General features: G+C 70.9%; 12 protein-coding genes. 7 read left to right on the top strand and 5 right to left on the bottom strand.

Annotated features, from left to right (window positions below; all coding sequences use genetic code 11):
• The first annotated feature begins 127 nt into the window (after positions 1-127).
• The 5 genes from AB0I52_RS29350 (at position 128) to AB0I52_RS29330 (ending at position 6,616) form a co-directional block, all read left to right on the top strand.
• Entirely contained in the window at positions 128-910 is a 783-nt protein-coding gene (locus tag AB0I52_RS29350) for a PspA/IM30 family protein (RefSeq protein ID WP_363077680.1), read from the top strand.
• Positions 911-919: 9 nt separating this feature from the next.
• Positions 920-1,198: a hypothetical protein gene (locus tag AB0I52_RS29345; protein WP_362953457.1), complete on the top strand. Its 279-nt coding sequence runs from the start codon at positions 920-922 to the stop codon at positions 1,196-1,198.
• A gap of 149 nt (positions 1,199-1,347) precedes the next feature.
• Positions 1,348-2,610 carry a histidine kinase gene (locus AB0I52_RS29340; RefSeq protein ID WP_363077677.1) on the top strand — a complete coding sequence of 421 codons (1,263 nt, stop codon included), beginning with the start codon at positions 1,348-1,350 and terminating at the stop codon, positions 2,608-2,610.
• On the top strand, positions 2,607-3,302 hold the full coding sequence (locus tag AB0I52_RS29335) for a response regulator transcription factor (RefSeq protein WP_363077675.1): 696 nt from the start codon (positions 2,607-2,609) through the stop codon (positions 3,300-3,302). The genes AB0I52_RS29340 and AB0I52_RS29335 overlap by 4 nt, the downstream gene beginning before the upstream one ends.
• Before the next feature lie 164 nt (positions 3,303-3,466).
• A complete protein-coding gene (locus tag AB0I52_RS29330; protein WP_363077673.1) occupies positions 3,467-6,616 on the top strand; it encodes an efflux RND transporter permease subunit in 3,150 nt (1,049 codons plus the stop codon).
• Between the two features lie 92 nt (positions 6,617-6,708).
• Here the strand turns inward: AB0I52_RS29330 and AB0I52_RS29325 are convergent, their stop codons facing one another.
• A complete protein-coding gene (locus tag AB0I52_RS29325; protein ID WP_363077671.1) occupies positions 6,709-6,903 on the bottom strand; it encodes a DUF397 domain-containing protein in 195 nt (64 codons plus the stop codon).
• Positions 6,900-7,727 (bottom strand): helix-turn-helix transcriptional regulator, encoded by an 828-nt coding sequence (locus AB0I52_RS29320; protein WP_363077669.1) that lies wholly within the window; start codon positions 7,725-7,727, stop codon positions 6,900-6,902. Before AB0I52_RS29320 ends, AB0I52_RS29325 begins: the two co-directional genes overlap by 4 nt.
• Before the next feature lie 149 nt (positions 7,728-7,876).
• On the opposite strand from AB0I52_RS29320, the gene AB0I52_RS29315 reads away from it, so the two are divergent.
• Positions 7,877-8,185: a hypothetical protein gene (locus AB0I52_RS29315; protein ID WP_363077667.1), complete on the top strand. Its 309-nt coding sequence runs from the start codon at positions 7,877-7,879 to the stop codon at positions 8,183-8,185.
• Positions 8,186-8,213: 28 nt separating this feature from the next.
• On the opposite strand, the gene AB0I52_RS29310 is transcribed toward AB0I52_RS29315, so the two are convergent.
• The 3 genes from AB0I52_RS29310 to nadA form a co-directional block, all read right to left on the bottom strand.
• Positions 8,214-13,250: a tetratricopeptide repeat protein gene (locus AB0I52_RS29310; protein ID WP_363077665.1), complete on the bottom strand. Its 5,037-nt coding sequence runs from the start codon at positions 13,248-13,250 to the stop codon at positions 8,214-8,216.
• Between the two features lie 97 nt (positions 13,251-13,347).
• The gene (locus AB0I52_RS29305) at positions 13,348-14,757 is read right to left on the bottom strand and encodes a hypothetical protein (RefSeq protein ID WP_363077663.1); all 1,410 of its coding nucleotides are present in this window, start codon (positions 14,755-14,757) and stop codon (positions 13,348-13,350) included.
• 210 nt (positions 14,758-14,967) lie between these two features.
• On the bottom strand, positions 14,968-16,164 hold the full coding sequence (gene nadA / locus AB0I52_RS29300) for a quinolinate synthase NadA (protein WP_363077661.1): 1,197 nt from the start codon (positions 16,162-16,164) through the stop codon (positions 14,968-14,970).
• A 236-nt stretch (positions 16,165-16,400) separates the two neighbouring features.
• Here nadA and AB0I52_RS29295 point away from each other — a divergent pair, with 236 nt between their 5' ends.
• Entirely contained in the window at positions 16,401-16,757 is a 357-nt protein-coding gene (locus AB0I52_RS29295; protein WP_362953476.1) for an iron-sulfur cluster assembly accessory protein, read from the top strand.
• Positions 16,758-16,855 lie beyond the last annotated feature (98 nt).

Here is a 16,855-nt window from a genome sequence, read left to right as displayed (position 1 = left end):
CTTGGGGAGGACCACATCCTTGCTCGAACAGTGCGGTAATAGAGGCAGGGCCCGTACTGTGGGTTCTGTTGGAGTGCTGGAGCCCAGTTAAGTCAGAAGGGGGCGCGCGAAGCCCATGAGCGGTGTCATGAAGCGTATGGGGATGATCTTCCGCGCGAAGGCAAACAAGGCCCTTGACAGGGCCGAGGACCCGCGCGAGACCCTCGATTACTCGTACCAGAAGCAGCTGGAGCTGCTTCAGAAGGTGCGCCGCGGTGTCGCCGATGTGGCGACGTCGCGCAAGCGTCTGGAGCTGCAGCTGAACCAGCTGCAGGGCCAGACCTCGAAGCTGGAGGACCAGGGCCGCAAGGCACTCGCGCTCGGTCGCGAGGACCTGGCCCGCGAGGCGCTGTCGCGCCGAGCCGCCCTCCAGCAGCAGGTCACCGACCTGGAGACGCAGCACACCACGCTGCAGGGTGAGGAGGAGAAACTCACTCTGGCGGCGCAGCGGCTGCAGGCCAAGGTCGACGCCTTCCGTACCAAGAAGGAGACGATCAAGGCCACCTACACAGCGGCACAGGCGCAGACCCGGATCGGGGAGGCCTTCTCGGGCATCTCCGAGGAGATGGGCGATGTCGGCCTGGCGATCCAGCGGGCCGAGGACAAGACCCAGCAGCTCCAGGCGCGCGCGGGCGCGATCGACGAGCTGCTCGCCTCCGGCGCCCTGGACGACCCGACCGGCACGGCGAAGGACGACCTCACCGCCGAGCTGGACCGGATCTCCGGTGGTACGGATGTGGAGCTGGAGCTGCAGCGCATGAAGGCCGAACTGGCCGGCGGCTCCTCCTCGCAGCAGGCCATCGAGGGCGGCCCGCAGGATGCCGCCGAGCAGCAGAAGTCCCAGTCCCCGCACAAGTTCGACAAGAATTAAGGCAGCGTCATGATCGTACGGATCATGGGGGAGGGCCAGGTTCGCCTGGCCGACAGTCATCTCGCCGAGCTCGACGAGCTCGACAACGAACTGCTCGCCGAAATGGAGAGCGGCGACGGCCCCGGCTTCCGCTCGACTCTCCACGCGCTCCTCGCCAGGGTGCGCGAACTCGGTACACCGTGGCCGGACGACTCCCTGGAGCCGTCCGAGCTGATCCTGCCGTCGCCCGAGGCAACCCTCGAAGAGGTGCGCGCCATGCTCAGCGACGACGGTCTGATTCCCGGCTGACAACCGGCAGCTCCAGCACCCGCACCACTGTGCCCCGCCGGACGCGGGGCACAGTCGTGCGTACGGCGGGGCGCCCCGCCGTACGCAGCGGGGCCCGCTTGCCGCCGGCCGGACCGATTCCCGCGCGACACGCCGTAACGTAGCTTGACGTGACCACCCTCGGAACCGGCGTTCTGCGCGTCCGGCACTGGCTGCGCGACCATCCGCTCGCGCTGGACGGAGCACTCGCCCTGGGCGTGCTCGCCTCCATGATCGTCGGCTCGTTCGCTGCTCCCGGCTCGCACAGCGGACCCACCTTCGGCACCCGCACACCGGCCGTGAGCAGCGTGCTCCTGATGGTGCTCGGCGCCCTCGCGCTGGTGTGGCGGCGCCGCCACCCGATGGGCGTACTCGTCGCCACCGGCGGGCTGACGGTCATCGAACTGGTGATGGTGGACCCGCCGTCCCCGGTGGTGATGAGCGTGGTCATCGCGCTGTACACCATCGCCGCCCGCACCGACCGCCCGACCACCTGGCGGGTCGGGCTGCTCACAATGGCCGCGCTCACCGCCGCCGCGATGCTCTTCGGGTCGGCGCCCTGGTACAGCCAGGAGAACTTCGGCGTCTTCGCCTGGACCGGCATGGCGGGCGCCGCCGGCGACGCGGTGCGTTCCCGGCGCGCGTTCGTCGACGCGATCCGGGAGCGCGCCGAACGGGCCGAGCGGACGCGCGAGGAGGAGGCCCGGCGAAGGGTGGCCGAGGAACGGCTGCGGATCGCCCGCGATCTGCACGACGTCGTCGCCCACCACATCGCCCTGGTCAACGTGCAGGCCGGGGTCGCCGCCCACGTCATGGACAAGCGCCCCGACCAGGCCAAGCAGGCGCTCGCCCACGTCCGCGAGGCCAGCCGCTCCGCGCTCAACGAACTCCGGGCCACCGTCGGGCTGCTGCGCCAGTCCGGCGACCCCGAGGCCCCGACCGAACCCGCCCCCGGCCTCGCCGTCCTCGACGAGCTCGTGAAGACCGTGCGGCGGGCCGGGCTGCCCGTCGAGGTGGCCTGCGCGACGGGGCACGGCCGGCCGCTGCCCGCCGCCGTGGACCTGGCCGCGTACCGGGTGATCCAGGAGGCGCTGACCAATGTGCGCAAGCACGCGGGCCCCGGCGCGAAGGCCGAGGTGAGTGTCGTACGGGTCGGGGCCACGGCCGAGGTCATGGTGCTCGACAACGGCCGCGGGAACCCGGGCGGCGACGGTGACGGGGGCGGCCACGGACTGCTCGGCATGCGGGAACGGGTCACGGCCCTGGGCGGCACCCTCACCGCCGGACCCCGTTACGGCGGCGGTTTCCGCGTCCATGCGATCCTGCCCGTCAAGGCCCTCCCGCAGCAGTCGGAGCAACCGGACGTGGTGGGCCGGACGGGGGAGAACGCATGACACCGGCCATCAAGGTCCTGCTCGTCGACGACCAGGCGCTGCTGCGCAGCGCGTTCCGGGTGCTGGTCGACTCGGAGCCCGACATGCAGGTGGTCGGCGAGGCGGCGGACGGCGCGCAGGCGGTGGAACTGGCCCGCTCGACGCGCGCCGACGTGGTGCTGATGGACATCAGGATGCCCGGTACGGACGGGCTCACCGCGACCCGGATGATCAGCGCCGACCCGGATCTCGCGGGCGTGCACGTGGTCATGCTCACCACCTTCGAGGTGGACGAGTACGTGGTGCAGTCGCTGCGGGCCGGCGCCTCGGGCTTCCTGGGCAAGGGCGCGGAACCGGACGAGCTCCTCAACGCCATCCGCATCGCCGCGGGAGGCGAGGCGCTGCTCTCGCCGGCCGCGACCAAGGGGCTGATCGCCACGTTCCTCGCGCAGGGCGGCGGTTCGGACGGCGAGGGGCCGGGTGCGGCGGAGTACTCCGAGCGCCTCGCGGCCCTCACCACGCGGGAGCGGGAGGTGCTGGTCCTGGTCGCGGGCGGGCTCTCCAACGACGAGATCGCCGAGCGCCTGGTGGTCAGCCCGCTCACCGTGAAGACCCATGTGAACAGGGCGATGGCGAAGCTGGGAGCCCGCGACCGGGCCCAATTGGTGGTAATAGCCTACGAATCGGGTCTTGTCCGCCCCAGGGTGGAGTGAGGGTGCAGACGCGGCGTACTCCAGCTGCGGTATGCGCGGGATAAGAAAGCGACCTGGGATTGACGCTTTCGGCTCGCGCGGTAGGAGATCGTATAAGTGGGCCGGGTCTGTCCCCGTGTTACCCGCCCACCTGCCGCGTAAGCCACAGAAGAGAGACCTAACCCATGTCCTGGCTGTCCAGATTCAGCCTCGCGCAAAGGGCCCTGATCGGGCTGATCTCGATCGTCGCGCTCGTATTCGGAGCCATCGCGATCCCGCAGCTCAAGCAGCAGCTCCTGCCCACCATCGAACTCCCGATGGTGTCGGTGCTCGCCCCCTACCAGGGCGCGTCCCCCGATGTGGTCGAGAAGCAGGTCGTCGAACCGCTCGAGAACTCGATCAAGTCCGTCGACGGTGTCACCGGAATCACCTCGACCGCCAGCGAGGGCAACGCCGTCATCATGGCGTCCTTCGACTTCGGCGACGAGGGCACCAAGCAGCTCGTCGCGGACATCCAGCAGGCGGTGAACCGCGCCCGCGTCCAGCTGCCCGACAGCGTTGACCCGCAGGTCATCGCCGGCTCGACGGACGACATCCCGACCGTCGTCCTCGCCGTCACCTCCGGCAAGGACCAGCAGGCGCTCGCCGACCAGCTGGACCGCACCGTCGTCCCCGCACTGGAGGGCATCGACGGCGTCGGCCAGGTGTCCGTCGACGGTGTGCAGGACCTCCAGGTCTCCATCACCCCCGACGACGCGAAGCTCGCGGACGCCGGCCTGAACGCGACCTCACTCTCCCAGGCACTCCAGGCGGGCGGCGCGACCGTCCCGGCGGGTTCCTTCTCCGAGTCCGGCAAGAGCCGCACCGTCCAGGTCGGTGGCGCCTTCACCTCCCTGAAGCAGATCGAGGACCTGCGCGTCACCGGTCAGGACCCGGCGACGGGCAAGCCCGGCGATCCTGTCCGGGTCGGTGACATCGCGACGGTGAAGCAGGAGCCCTCCACCGCGGTCTCCATCACCCGTACGAACGGCAAGCCGAGCCTCGCCGTCATGGCCACGATGGACAAGGACGGCAGCGCCGTCGCCATCTCGGACGCGGTCAAGGACAAGCTCCCGGACCTGCGCAAGGACCTCGGCGCCGGCGCCGAGCTGACCGTCGTGTCCGACCAGGGCCCCGCGGTCTCCAAGGCCATCTCGGGCCTGACCACAGAGGGCGCGCTCGGCCTGCTCTTCGCGGTCATCGTGATCCTGGTCTTCCTGGGCTCGCTCCGCTCGACCCTGGTCACCGCGGTCTCCATCCCGCTCTCCGTGGTCCTCGCGCTGATCGTGCTCTGGACCCGTGACCTCTCGCTCAACATGCTCACCCTGGGCGCGCTGACCATCGCGATCGGCCGGGTCGTCGACGACTCGATCGTCGTACTGGAGAACATCAAGCGCCACCTCGGCTACGGCGAGGAGCGCCAGTCCGCCATCATCACCGCGGTGAAGGAAGTGGCCGGCGCGGTCACCTCCTCGACCCTCACCACGGTCGCGGTCTTCCTGCCGATCGGTCTGGTCGGCGGCATGGTCGGCGAGCTCTTCGGCTCGTTCTCCCTGACCATCACCGCGGCCCTGCTGGCATCCCTGCTGGTCTCGCTGACCGTCGTCCCCGTCCTGTCCTTCTGGTTCCTGCGCGCCCCCGAGGGCAGCGCCGAGGACCCGGGCAAGGCACGTCGCGAGGCCGAGGAGAAGGAAGCCCGCAGCAAGCTCCAGCGGCTCTACGTCCCGGTGCTGCGCTTCGCGACCCGGCGCCGCATCACCAGCATCGTCATCGCCGTCGCCGTGCTGTTCGGTACCTTCGGCATGGTCCCGCTGCTCAAGACCAACTTCTTCGACCAGGGCGAGCAGGAAGTCCTGTCCATCAAGCAGGAGCTCACCCCGGGCACCAGCCTGGCGGCCGCCGACGAGGCGGCCAAGAAGGTCGAGAAGCTCCTCGGCAGCGACGAGGGCGTCAAGGAGTACCAGGTCACCGTCGGTTCGTCCGGCTTCATGGCGGCCTTCGGCGGCAGCTCCGGCGCCAACCAGGCCTCCTACCAGGTCACCCTGAAGGACTCGGCCGACTACGACGCCACCGAGAAGCGCATCGACGAGGCGCTGGGCAAGCTCGACGGCATCGGTGACACCACCATCGCCGCGGGCGACGGCTTCGGCAGCCAGGACCTGAGCGTCGTGGTCAAGTCCGCCGACGGGGACACCCTGCGCAAGGCGTCCGAAGAAGTACGGGCCGAGGTGGCCAAGCTCAAGGACGTCACCGACGTCCAGAGCGACCTGGCACAGAGCATCCCGCGGATCTCGGTCAAGGCCAACGCCAAGGCCGCCGACCACGGCTTCAGCCAGGCCACCCTGGGCGCGGCCGTCGCCGGTGCGGTGCAGGGCACCCAGTCCGGCAAGGCGATCATGGACGACACCGAGCGCGACGTCGTCATCAAGTCCGCCCACCCGGCCACCACGATGGAGGAGCTGAAGAAGCTCCCGCTCGGCGGGGTCAAGCTCGGCACCATCGCCGATGTGAAGCTGGTCCCCGGACCGGTCTCCATGACCAGGATCGACGGCCAGCGCGCCGCGACGATCACCGCCAAGCCCGTCGGTGACAACACCGGCGCGGTCGGCACCTCGCTCCAGAAGAAGATCGACGCCCTGGACCTCCCGGACGGCGCCACCGCCACCATCGGCGGTGTCTCCCAGGACCAGGACGACGCCTTCGTCAAGCTGGGCCTGGCCATGCTGGCGGCCATCGCGATCGTCTTCATGCTGCTGGTCGCGACCTTCCGGTCGCTCGTCCAGCCGCTGATCCTGCTGGTCTCCATCCCGTTCGCGGCGACCGGAGCGATCGGCCTGCTCCTCATCACCGGCACCCCGCTGGGGGTCCCCGCGATGATCGGCATGCTGATGCTCATCGGCATCGTGGTGACCAACGCAATCGTGCTGATCGACCTGATCAACCAGTACCGGACGCAGGGCATGGGCGTCGTCGAGGCGGTCGTCGAGGGTGGACGCCACCGTCTGCGCCCGATCCTGATGACGGCCCTGGCGACCATCTTCGCCCTCCTCCCGATGGCGCTCGGCGTCACCGGCGAGGGCGGCTTCATCTCGCAGCCGCTGGCCGTCGTGGTCATCGGCGGTCTGGTCACCTCGACGCTGCTGACGCTGCTCCTGGTGCCGACGCTGTACGCGATGGTGGAGCTCCGCAAGGAGCGCCGCGCGAAGAAGAAGGCCGACAAGCGCGCCGCGAAGGCGGGCGTGCCGGCTCAGTCCGAGACCGACGAGGTCCGCGAGGCAGAGCCCGCGAAGGCCTGACCGAACGAGAGGGCCCTGTCCCACGCGGGTGCGTGGGACAGGGCCCTCTCGTTTTCTTCCTGGCCGGCTTCGGCGTGCTGCCCGAGCCGTCGTTACTTGAGTGAGGAGACGAACGCGCCCCAGGACGCGGCCTGGACGACGAGTGCCGGGCCGGTGGGGTTCTTGCTGTCGCGTACAGGGACGACGCCGGGGAAGTCGTCGCTGACCTCCACGCATTCGCCGCCGTTCGCGTTGCTGTAGCTGCTGCTGCGCCAGTGGGCGGTGCTCAGCTCGGGGGAGTGGGTCATGGTCGGTAACCTTCCATCGCGGTCCTGATTCGTTCCGCCGACTCGTCCAGCGTGAGGGAGTTGGCCCGCAGCACCTCGTACTGCCGCCGCCACTTCTTCACTGCGGCCGGGTCCTCGTAGAGATGACCGGCCTCGAAGCCCTCCTCGTACGCCACCCAGGTGCCGTCCGGCAGGGTCAGCAGAGTCAGCGCGCCGCCCAGCAGCCGGTGGAGCCCAGCGCTGAACGGCATCACTTGAACCTTACTGTTCGGCGTGTCCACCTGCCCCAGTAGTGAGGCCAGTTGCTCACGCATGCAGGCCGGGCTCCCCAACGGCCGTAGCAGCACACTCTCGTCGATGATCGCCCAGCGGAACGGCGGATCGTCCGACCGCAGCCGTACCTGGCGGGACATTCGCGCTGTGACGCGTTCCTCGACCTGTTCGGAGCTGAGGTCATCCCGGCAGCGGAGTAACTCCCGCGCGTACTCCTCGGTCTGCAACAGCCCCGGCAGCGCCTGCGCCCCGTACTGCTCTATCACTTCGGCACGGAACTCGAAGTCCATGTACCGCTTGTACTGGTCGGGATGGATCTCGCGCCGGGCGAGCTCGTAGAGCCCGTGGAAGTGGTCGTCCGTCCCGAAGGCCATGTCCAGCCGGTTGGGGATGTCCGGTGGTGGCATCAGGTCGGCCGTCTCGATCCTGGCCAGCGCGCTCTTGCTGGAGTTCACGATGTCCGCGAGCTGCACGAGCGACAGACCCGCCCGCTCGCGGTGGCGGCGCTGCTCGGAACCGAAGTAGTGGCGGGCGGACAGATAGGGGGTCAGGGGCTGGGGTTTGAACGTCACGGTGCGTGCCTTTCGTGCGTTCCGTTCCCAAGGACGGGACAGCGGCGCCCTGTTGGCGTGAGGTTCCCCAGGGCGACGATTGCGGCACACACCGTAACCGTCCTCTCGTGCGGCGCACCAGAGGGCCTTCTCCGAAGGTGGCGATCGACATGATGTTCGATGCGAAGGGCCAGGCCCTGCGACTGCTCCCGTGGACCAACGACCAGGGCGGGCCGTGCTGGCTCAGCACGGCGAGCCCCGGCGGCCCCGTCTCCCGGCTGGCCGACGAGATCGAGGCCGACCTGATCGCCTCGGCCGAATACGTACTAGATGAGGCCCGTGAGGTGCTCGCGGAGACCGTGGTGGGAGAGCGGGAGCTACGGTTCGCGGGCGTCCGGCTCGCCGAGTCGCTGGGGGACACCCTGCGGATCGCGGCGAGCCGGGGCGGGCGGTTGGCGAACGGTGAGGGCGCCGGCTGACGGGGCGAGCCGGGCCGGGTGGTACGCGTCAGGCGGCCCCGATTCCGCTGAGGGCCTGGACGATCCGGAGCCATGTCTCGCCGTGCGGGTGGGCGTGGCGGACGCTGAGGGCGCAGATCTCCCTCAGCAGCCGCACCCGGATCTCCTCCCGTGCCCGGGGCAGGAGCGTGGCCAGATCCTCCGGCTCGACGCCCTCGACCGCCCCGGAGAGCACCATGCCCGCCTGGGCGTGGGTGAGGGAGGACAGCTTGTCGTCGAAGACCTGCCCCTCCACGGCCGCCGCGTGCATCAGCGCGTTGCCGTCCCCGGCCGCCAACGCGCGTTCCACGTAGGCCTGGAGGGCGCCGCGGTCCTCGACGAGGCGGTACGCGGCGTCCAGTCCCTCGGTGCGGGCGACATCGAGGACGGCGACGTGCGCGAGCGGGGTGGCCTCGGACGGCTGGGCGCGGAGGATGCGGGGGTGGTCCTGGAGGAACGCCCGTGACTCCGCCCAGTCGGCGCAGTCCACCCACTCCGCCAGCTGCTCCGCGAGGATCAGCGGATCGTACGCGGCGGTCACGCCGTGGACGAGGACGGCCTCGCGGAGCGCGGCATGTTGCTGAGCGGTGGGGGCATCCAGGAGCGCCAGTTCTTCGAGAGCTTTCGCTGTCTCCTCGCCGCCGAGCACTTCCGCGTTCCGGGACCAGACATCGCGTGACTCGGGCCAGGTGGCCGCGAACATCCAGGAACTGACGAGGGCCAGAGTCTCCGGCGACAGGTCGAGCCAGGCCGGTGCGGGGGCGAGGGTCGCCTCTTCCCACACCGTGCGTACGGTCTCGGCGTCACTGAAGGCGCGAAGTGCCCGCCGGGCCCGTACGGTCACGATGTCCGCGCCGTCGTCCGGCGCGGATTCCCCGTCGAGAAGGGCCACGAGTTCGCGTACGCCGGTCGAGGCCTGGGGATCGGGACAGTCCAGCAGGAAGATGCTCCGCTCGACACGCAGGCGCCGGGCGGTCGCGGGGTGGGCGGAGGCGAACTCCGCCACGGCCTCGTCGAATTGCCGGATCGCGGACGCGTGTTCGTCGGTGCGGACGAGTGCCTGGGCCAGGTTGGCGAGAGCGGAGACCAGGTCCCCTTCGAAGGCACCGGGGTTCTCCAGCGCCAGCGTTCGGTAGGCGACGACCGCCTCCTCCGCCGCGCTCACGGCTCCTTCGGCGTCCTGGTTCCGCCCCAGGTGCTTGCTGTAATTCTGGAGGGCGAGGGCCAGATCGGGAAGGTGGGCGCTGCTGAGTTCGTCGACGAGTCCACGCAGGAGACGGACGCCCTCCTCGGCCGGCACGAGGGCTTCCTCCGGGGTGCCGGTGCCGGCGAGGCTCTGTGCCAGATTGCCGAGTGCGCACGCGAGGGCGAAGCGGAAGGCTGGCTGCCGTTCGGCGAGTTCACGGTGGAGAGCGACACTTTCCTCCGAGGCTCGCAGTCCCGCAGCCGGGTCTCCGGCCCTGTTCAGGGAAGCGGCCAGATTGGTGAGTGACGTCGCCAGATCCTGCCGGTAGACGGCGGGCTGTTGTGCGGCGAGTGCGCGGCGGATGGCGACGGCTTCCCGGCCCGATGCGAGCGCCCCGGAAACGTCGCCCAGGGTCAGGCGGTGGTTGCCGAGGTTGTTGAGGGCCGTGGCGAACTCCGGGAGGAAGGCGCTCGGATCCTCGGCGGCGAGGCGCCGGTAGATGCCGGTCGCCTCCTCGGCGTGGAGCAGGGCTGTCCCGGAGTCACCGGCGGAGACGAGGTGCATCGCGAGGTTGCCGAGCATCGCGGCAAGGCCCGGGAGGGACGCTGTCGGCCGGCTCTGAGTCAGTTCGCGCTGGATGCGTACGGCCTCGCGGGCGAACAGCACCGCTGTCGCCCGGTCTCCCGCCGCGGCCGTCTTGTTGGCCAAGGAGGTCAGGGACCGGGCGAGCTCCGGCTGGAAGGCGTCCGGGTGCCGCGAAGCGAGCTCGGCGTACATGCGCGCGGCATCCTGCGCCGGAGTGAGCGCGCCCTCGTGGTCCCCGGTGGCGGAGAACCTGTCCGCCAGGTTGTCGAGGGCGCGTGCCAGCTCCGGCTGGAAGGCGGCCGGATGACGTGCGACGAGTTCCCGGCAGATCTCCACCGCCTCCCGCGCGGGCGCGAGGCAGCCCGCGAGGTCACCGACGTCCTCGCGGTGCACGGACAGATTGGTCAGGGAGCCGGCCAGGGCGGACCGCAGGACGGTGGGGTGGCGTTCGGCCACCCTCCGGTTGGCCCGGACCGCTGCCTCCGCGTGAGGAAGCGCCTCCGCGTGGCTCTTGATGACCTTGAGGCTGCTGGCCAGATTGGTCAGCGCGTTGGCCAGAGGGGGCAGGAACTCACCGGGGTGCGACGCGGCGAGCTCCAGGTGGATGTCCACCGCCTCCTGCGCGGCCGGTACGGCGGCCCGGCGTTCCCCGACGGTTGCGAGATGCACAGCCAGGTTGTTCAGCGCGACGGCGAGGCCGGGGCGGAACGCCGTGGGAGTCCGTGCGGCGAGCTGCCGGTAGATGGCGACGGATTCCCGCGTGAGTGCGAGTGCCCCCTCGCGGTCACCGATGTCGTGGACGCGCCGGCCGAGGGAGCCGAGGGCGAGAGCCAGGTCGGGGAGGGACGCGCTTCCTCCCGCGTCGGCGAGATCCCGTTGGAGCTCGACCGCTTCGCGCGCCGGCGGCAGCGCCCCCTCACGGTCGCCGGTGTCGGCGTACCGGTTGGCGACGTTGACGAGCGTGCGTACCAGCGCCGTCCTGAAGGCCCCGGGAGAGGCCTGGTCCAACTCCCTGTACAGGGTGAGCGCCTCCCGCGCCGCGCCCAGCGCACCGTCGGGGTCCCCCTCCGCCGCGAGCCGCCGGGAGAAGCCGTGCAACGCCTGGGCGAGGAACGGCGTCGCGCTCGGTCCGCCCCGCACCACCAGCCCCCGCAGCATCCCGACCCCCGGTGCGCCCGCCCGCGCCGCGTGCCGCGCCAGTGCCCGCACCACGTACGGATCGACCGTACCCAGGTCGCCGCCCAACGCCCGCCGCTCCACGTGCGCGATCAGCGCGGCCAACGCCACCTCTCCGGCCTCGGCGCCCCCCGGCCCCTCCCGGCCCGCGAGATGTGTCACGAACTCGCGGTGGTACAGCCGGTACACCGCCTGCCCGTCCTCCACGTCCTCCACGATGTAGCGGCCGTACGCGGACAGCAGCCAGTCCACGTCCTCCTCGTCGTACGACGCGTCATCGCCGCCCAGCGCCCCGGCGACCTCCTCCCACACGCCCCCGGCGGGCATCCCACGCCCCACTGTCCACGCCAGCGCGGTCAGCAGGTCCCGGGCGGCGGACGGCAGTTCGGTGCCGTCCGCCCGTACCCGTACCGGCCCAGCCAGCAGGTCCCCCTCGAACGCGGCCTCGATGGAGCCGGGCAGACCGGACAGCCACTGGTCCTCGTCGGCACCACCGGACGCCCCCGCCAGCAGCGAGCCCGTCACCAGCCGCGCGAAGAGGAACGCACCACCCACCTTCGTGGCGCGGGCCGCTACCGCCCCGCCCGCCTCCCGCGCCCGGCCCTCCGGCACACCGGCCGCCACGCACCGGCGGAACACGTACTCGGCGATGTCCTCCTGCGTGTGCGGTTCCCGCTCCAGATCCGCCGTGGTGACACCCGCACCGATCAGCCGGGCCAGGGCGTCCGGCAGGGTCTCGTCACCCCGCCCGTCCTCCTCGACATGGCTGCGGAACGCGCGGTCGCGGGAGCCGAGCAGGACCGGGCTCGTGCGGCTCAGCGGGAAGACCAGGTCCTCGATCATGGCGCGGAGGTGCTCGGCCGGTACCTCGTCCAGCCCGTCGAGCACCAGCACCGGCTGCGGGGACAACTCGCGGAGCTCGCCCCGGAAGTCGTCGGCGTTGCGGGGTTCCGGCAGTCCGAGCTGCCGGGCCAGCTCCGAGGCAGCCTGGAGCGGGCTCAGGCCCCGCAGATGTACGGAGGCGAGGGAGGAGCGGCCGGGGCGCGGGCCCGGGTCCGGGTCGTCCTCGCACAGGCCCCCGTGCGCCTCGGTCTCCGCGCGCCGCACGGGATCGGAGAGCGTCGCGATCCGGCCCAGCACGGCCGACTTGCCGCAGCCCGCCGGGCCGGTCACCAGGAAGAGCCCGGCCGTGTCCGCCTCCAGCCAGGTGGTGATCCGGCCCAGCACCTCCCTGCGGCCCGTGAAGAACCAGCCCTCCTCGCGGTAGCCGGCCCCGCGCGCCGCGAGCACCAGGTGCTCCACCAGCCGGGCGGGGGCCCTGGGTACATGGCGCGGGTTCGGGAAGACCGGCCGCCCGGTGCCGAGGGCGGCGGGCACCGGTGTCTGGCCCTCGCCGCGCCACCGCTCACCGAGCGCGGCCAGCAGGTCCGGGCCGCTGACCAGCTCGTTGTGGGCGCTCCAGGCCGAGCGGTACTCGGGGGTGGCGGGGCCGGCCCTGAGCACCTCGGCCAACGCGGTGAGGAGCGGGCCGCTGCCGTCCGACGTCTCGTCGCGCCGGCAGGCCGCCATGATGCCGAACCACTTGGCCCGGCCGGGCGGTGCGGAGGTGGTCGCCCAGCGCCGCAGGGTCTTCTCCAGGCCCCGGCCCACCGCGTCGCCCGCGTGGCAGGTGTCGATGATCACCAGGATCTGGTCGGCGCCCGACGCCACCGCGTCATTGACCAGCGTCTCGGCCGAGATGCCCCGCCTGAAGGCGCGTGCGTCACGCGTCACCTGCTCGACGTCGAGATCCAGGTCGCAGAGCGCGAGGCGCAGTTCGTCGTCGATCAGTACGCCGTGCCCCGACCAGACGATGATCGCGGGCTTTGCCGCCCCCGTCTTCTGCCACCCCTCGCTCCAGGCGGTGAAGGACTCGTCGAAGACCGCCCAGGACGGGTTCCCGCCGCCCACCACGTGGGCCGCGATCCCCAGCCCCTCCAGCAGTGCGGCGACCCCCTCCATCTGGGCCACCGCCCCGGTCAGCCGGGGGAAGCTCCGCTGGTCGGCGTACTCCTCGCACACCACGCACAAGGCCGTCCCCACCGGCTCGTTTCCCGCCACGCCCGTCACGCTCAACTCACTCGCCATGCCCGCCATGCCCGTCACGCTCGACCCACCAGACTCATTCGCCACACCAGACTCACCCGTCGCACCCGGCTCACGCACCATTGCCCGCCCCGCTCTCCGCCACCAGAACCAACGCGGTCATCACGACGTGACCCGCGTTTCCCGTACTCACCCGCACCCGGTGCGGCCCCGCCGACAGCCCGGTCAGGCGTGCCACGTACCGGCCCCCGCCCAGGTTGTCCAGCGTCCGCACCGGTCTGCCCTCGGCCGCCGCGAAGACGGCCACCCGGTCGTGGCCCGGTATGTGCGGCGGGACCGTGGCCCGTAGTTCGTACACCTCACCCCTGGTGATCGCGTCCGGGGCGTCCACCACCAGCGGGATGTCCGGGGCCTCCGGGCCCCGGTGGAACGGCGGGTCCGGGGTGAGCCAGTTGTGGAGGGCCTGGCGCAGCGCTGTGTTGTTCTGGAGCGAGCCGTGCCTCTCCCAGGGCGTGTACGCGGGTCTCCCCGCCGCCCCCGCATGGGCGCTGGAGAGCAGGGGAACCCGGCCGTCGCCGCCCTCGTCGGTCCCGTTGATCGTGAGCAGCCCGGTCAGCCTCTCGCCCCGGACCTCGGCGGTGGTCGGGGTCGGCTGGCGCACCCCGCTGATCGGCAGGTAATCCACTCCGTACGCCGTTCCCGCCCCGGACTCGCGCAGCGCCTCGTGGAAGCGGGCGGCGTCCTTGAGCAGTGCCGCGTCGGCCCCGGGCAGGCCGGTCACCTCGCGGGCGTACCGCAGCGGCTCACCCGGCGCGGTGATCAGGGCGGCGTAGTCGGGGACGAGCTGGTGGAGGGACGGCAGGCTCCGGGCGAACGCGGTGAGGCCGAAGCAGGCCGGGCCCGCTCCGTTGACCAGATGCAGCAGGGCGTCCAGGGAACCCCGGTACGGCGTTCCGAGTGTGATCACGCGGCGCGTCGTCTCCGCGCCGCCGCCCCGTTCCACGTAGTGGCGGGCGACCAGCCCGCCCATCGAGTGACAGACGAAGACGACCCGGGCCCCGGCCCGCTCCGGTGCCGAGGCCCGCCAGCGGCCGAGCTCCTGCGCCACCCGCTCGGCCAGCCGGCCCGCGTTGTACCGGCAGGAGAGCCGCCAGTCGTAGGCGAAGGCGATCAGGTTGGCGGGGGCGTCGGCCTCGTCCGTCACTCTCCGGCGGCGCAGCGTGAAGTGGCGCTCCAGCCAGTCCAGGAGGCTGTCGTAGCCGTCCACGAGCGTCCCGATGCCCAGCAGCCCGTGCAGGTCGCGCACCGGGCCGAGCGGGCGCACACCGTCGCCCGGGTGCCCGTCGCCCAGGTCCGGGGGGAGCGCCAGGCCCTTGACGGACCGGCCGAACGTACGGATCCCGCGCAGGAGGGCCCGGCCCGAGAGGCCCCAGACCTCGTGCCCGTCCGCGTCCGCCAGCCGGCTGCCGAGAATGCCCGGGACGACGACGACCAGGTCGTCCACCCGGCTGCGAGAAGTCATGTGGCGCCGTACCCCCGTGAAATGTGCGCTGCGGTGAGTAGCAGCGTAATTACGGTACGGACATCCTGGGGGCCATATGGGGGAAATCGGCCGGCCGCCGCTGCCCGTGCGAAAGGCCCCGGAGAAGCGCCCGAAGGCGCCCCCGGGGCCTTTCGCGGCCGGGGCTACGGCGACTCTCGCGCCGGGGCTACGGAAGCTTTCGCGCCGGGGCTACGGGAGCGCCAGCATCCGTTCCAGCGCGAGCCTGGCGTACTTCTCCGTCTCCGGGTCGACCTCGATCCGGTTCACGAGGTTGCCCTCGGCCAGTGACTCCAGCGTCCACACCAGGTGCGGCAGGTCGATCCGGTTCATCGTCGAGCAGAAGCACACCGTCTTGTCGAGGAAGACGACCTCCTTGTCCTCGGCGGCGAAACGGTTCGCCAGCCGGCGGACCAGGTTCAGTTCGGTGCCGATCGCCCACTTGGAGCCGGCCGGGGCCGCCTCCAGGGCCTTGATGATGTACTCCGTCGAGCCGACGTAGTCCGCCGCCTCCACGACCTCGTGCTTGCACTCCGGGTGCACCAGCACGTTGACGCCGGGTATCCGCGCGCGGACGTCGTTGACGGACTCCACCGAGAAGCGCCCGTGCACCGAGCAGTGCCCGCGCCACAGGATCATCTTCGCGTCGCGCAACTCCTCGGCGGTCAGGCCGCCGTTGGGCTTGTGCGGGTTGTAGAGGACGCAGTCCTCCAGGGTCATCCCCATGTCCCGTACGGCGGTGTTCCGGCCCAGGTGCTGGTCGGGGAGGAAGAGCACCTTCTCACCCTGCTCGAAGGCCCACTCCAGCGCCCGCTTCGCATTGGACGAGGTGCAGATCGTGCCGCCGTGGTGGCCCGTGAAGGCCTTGATGTCGGCGGAGGAGTTCATGTACGAGACGGGCACGACCTGCTCGGCCACCCCGGCGTCGGTCAGTACGTCCCAGCACTCGGCGACCTGTTCGGCGGTGGCCATGTCGGCCATCGAGCAGCCCGCCGCCAGGTCCGGCAGCACGACCTTCTGGGCGTCGGTGGTCAGGATGTCCGCGGACTCGGCCATGAAGTGCACACCGCAGAAGACGATGTACTCGGCCTCCGGACGCGCCGCGGCGTCGCGCGCCAGCTTGAACGAGTCACCGGTGACGTCCGCGAACTGGATGACCTCGTCGCGCTGGTAGTGGTGCCCGAGGACGAAGACCTTCTCGCCCAGCTTCTCCTTGGCCGCGCGGGCGCGCTCCACCAGGTCCGGGTCGGACGGGGAGGGCAGGTCGCCGGGGCATTCGACGCCGCGCTCGCTCCTGGGGTCGGCGTCGCGGCCGAGCAGGAGCAGGGCGAGGGGCGACGGCTGGACGTCGAGTTCCTGGACGGGGTGGGCCGTGGTCACGTCACGCACCCTTTCTTCTCTGCGAGGAGCTTCTCTACGAGGAGCCTTTTCGTCGAATTGACGTTATCTATCATAACCGCTTCACGTCACTTTGACGATGCCGATAACGTCAATGTGACGCACCCGCCCGGGGGCCGGTGTGCGAGCATGAATGGAACAGGCAAGCGCGCGGCCCGGAATGAATCCGCGGTTCCGGCGGTTGCAACGTCGGCAAGCAGACTCCGAACAACCCGGGAGAGAAGCAGATGTCCGTATCGGACGAGACCACCACCGTGAGCGACGGCATCCTCCTGTCCGACGCCGCCGCAGCCAAGGTCAAGGGCCTGCTGGAGCAGGAAGGCCGTGACGATCTGGCGCTGCGCGTCGCCGTCCAGCCCGGCGGCTGCTCGGGCCTGCGCTACCAGCTCTTCTTCGACGAGCGCTCGCTCGACGGCGATGTCGTGAAGGACTTCGGCGGCGTCAAGGTCGTCACCGACCGGATGAGCGCCCCGTACCTGGGCGGCGCCTCCGTCGACTTCGTCGACACCATCGAGAAGCAGGGCTTCACGATCGACAACCCGAACGCGTCGGGTTCCTGCGCCTGCGGTGACTCCTTCAGCTAGAGCGCGTATGCGACAGCGGTACGGCGGCGTCGGACAGGAGGATGCCGTCGCTCACGGTGGTGGTCTCGTCCGATACGGACATCTGCTTCTCTCCCGGG

Origin of the sequence: Streptomyces sp. NPDC050423, assembly GCF_040655445.1 — a bacterium.
Classification (GTDB): domain Bacteria; phylum Actinomycetota; class Actinomycetes; order Streptomycetales; family Streptomycetaceae; genus Streptomyces.
The sequence above is the reverse complement of the archived record's forward strand: the minus strand, read 5'-3'. Positions and strand labels throughout refer to the sequence as shown.

What these genes read in the sequence shown, in the direction of transcription:
- AB0I52_RS29350 (WP_363077680.1), top strand. Translation starts at nt 128, where the DNA reads ATGAAGCGTATGGGGATGATCTTCCGCGCGAAGGCAAACAAGGCCCTT.
- AB0I52_RS29345 (WP_362953457.1), top strand. Translation starts at nt 920, where the DNA reads ATGATCGTACGGATCATGGGGGAGGGCCAGGTTCGCCTGGCCGACAGT.
- AB0I52_RS29335 (WP_363077675.1), top strand. Translation starts at nt 2,607, where the DNA reads ATGACACCGGCCATCAAGGTCCTGCTCGTCGACGACCAGGCGCTGCTG.
- AB0I52_RS29330 (WP_363077673.1), top strand. Translation starts at nt 3,467, where the DNA reads ATGTCCTGGCTGTCCAGATTCAGCCTCGCGCAAAGGGCCCTGATCGGG.
- AB0I52_RS29325 (WP_363077671.1), bottom strand. Translation starts at nt 6,903, where the DNA reads ATGACCCACTCCCCCGAGCTGAGCACCGCCCACTGGCGCAGCAGCAGC.
- AB0I52_RS29315 (WP_363077667.1), top strand. Translation starts at nt 7,877, where the DNA reads ATGATGTTCGATGCGAAGGGCCAGGCCCTGCGACTGCTCCCGTGGACC.
- AB0I52_RS29305 (WP_363077663.1), bottom strand. Translation starts at nt 14,757, where the DNA reads ATGACTTCTCGCAGCCGGGTGGACGACCTGGTCGTCGTCGTCCCGGGC.
- AB0I52_RS29295 (WP_362953476.1), top strand. Translation starts at nt 16,401, where the DNA reads ATGTCCGTATCGGACGAGACCACCACCGTGAGCGACGGCATCCTCCTG.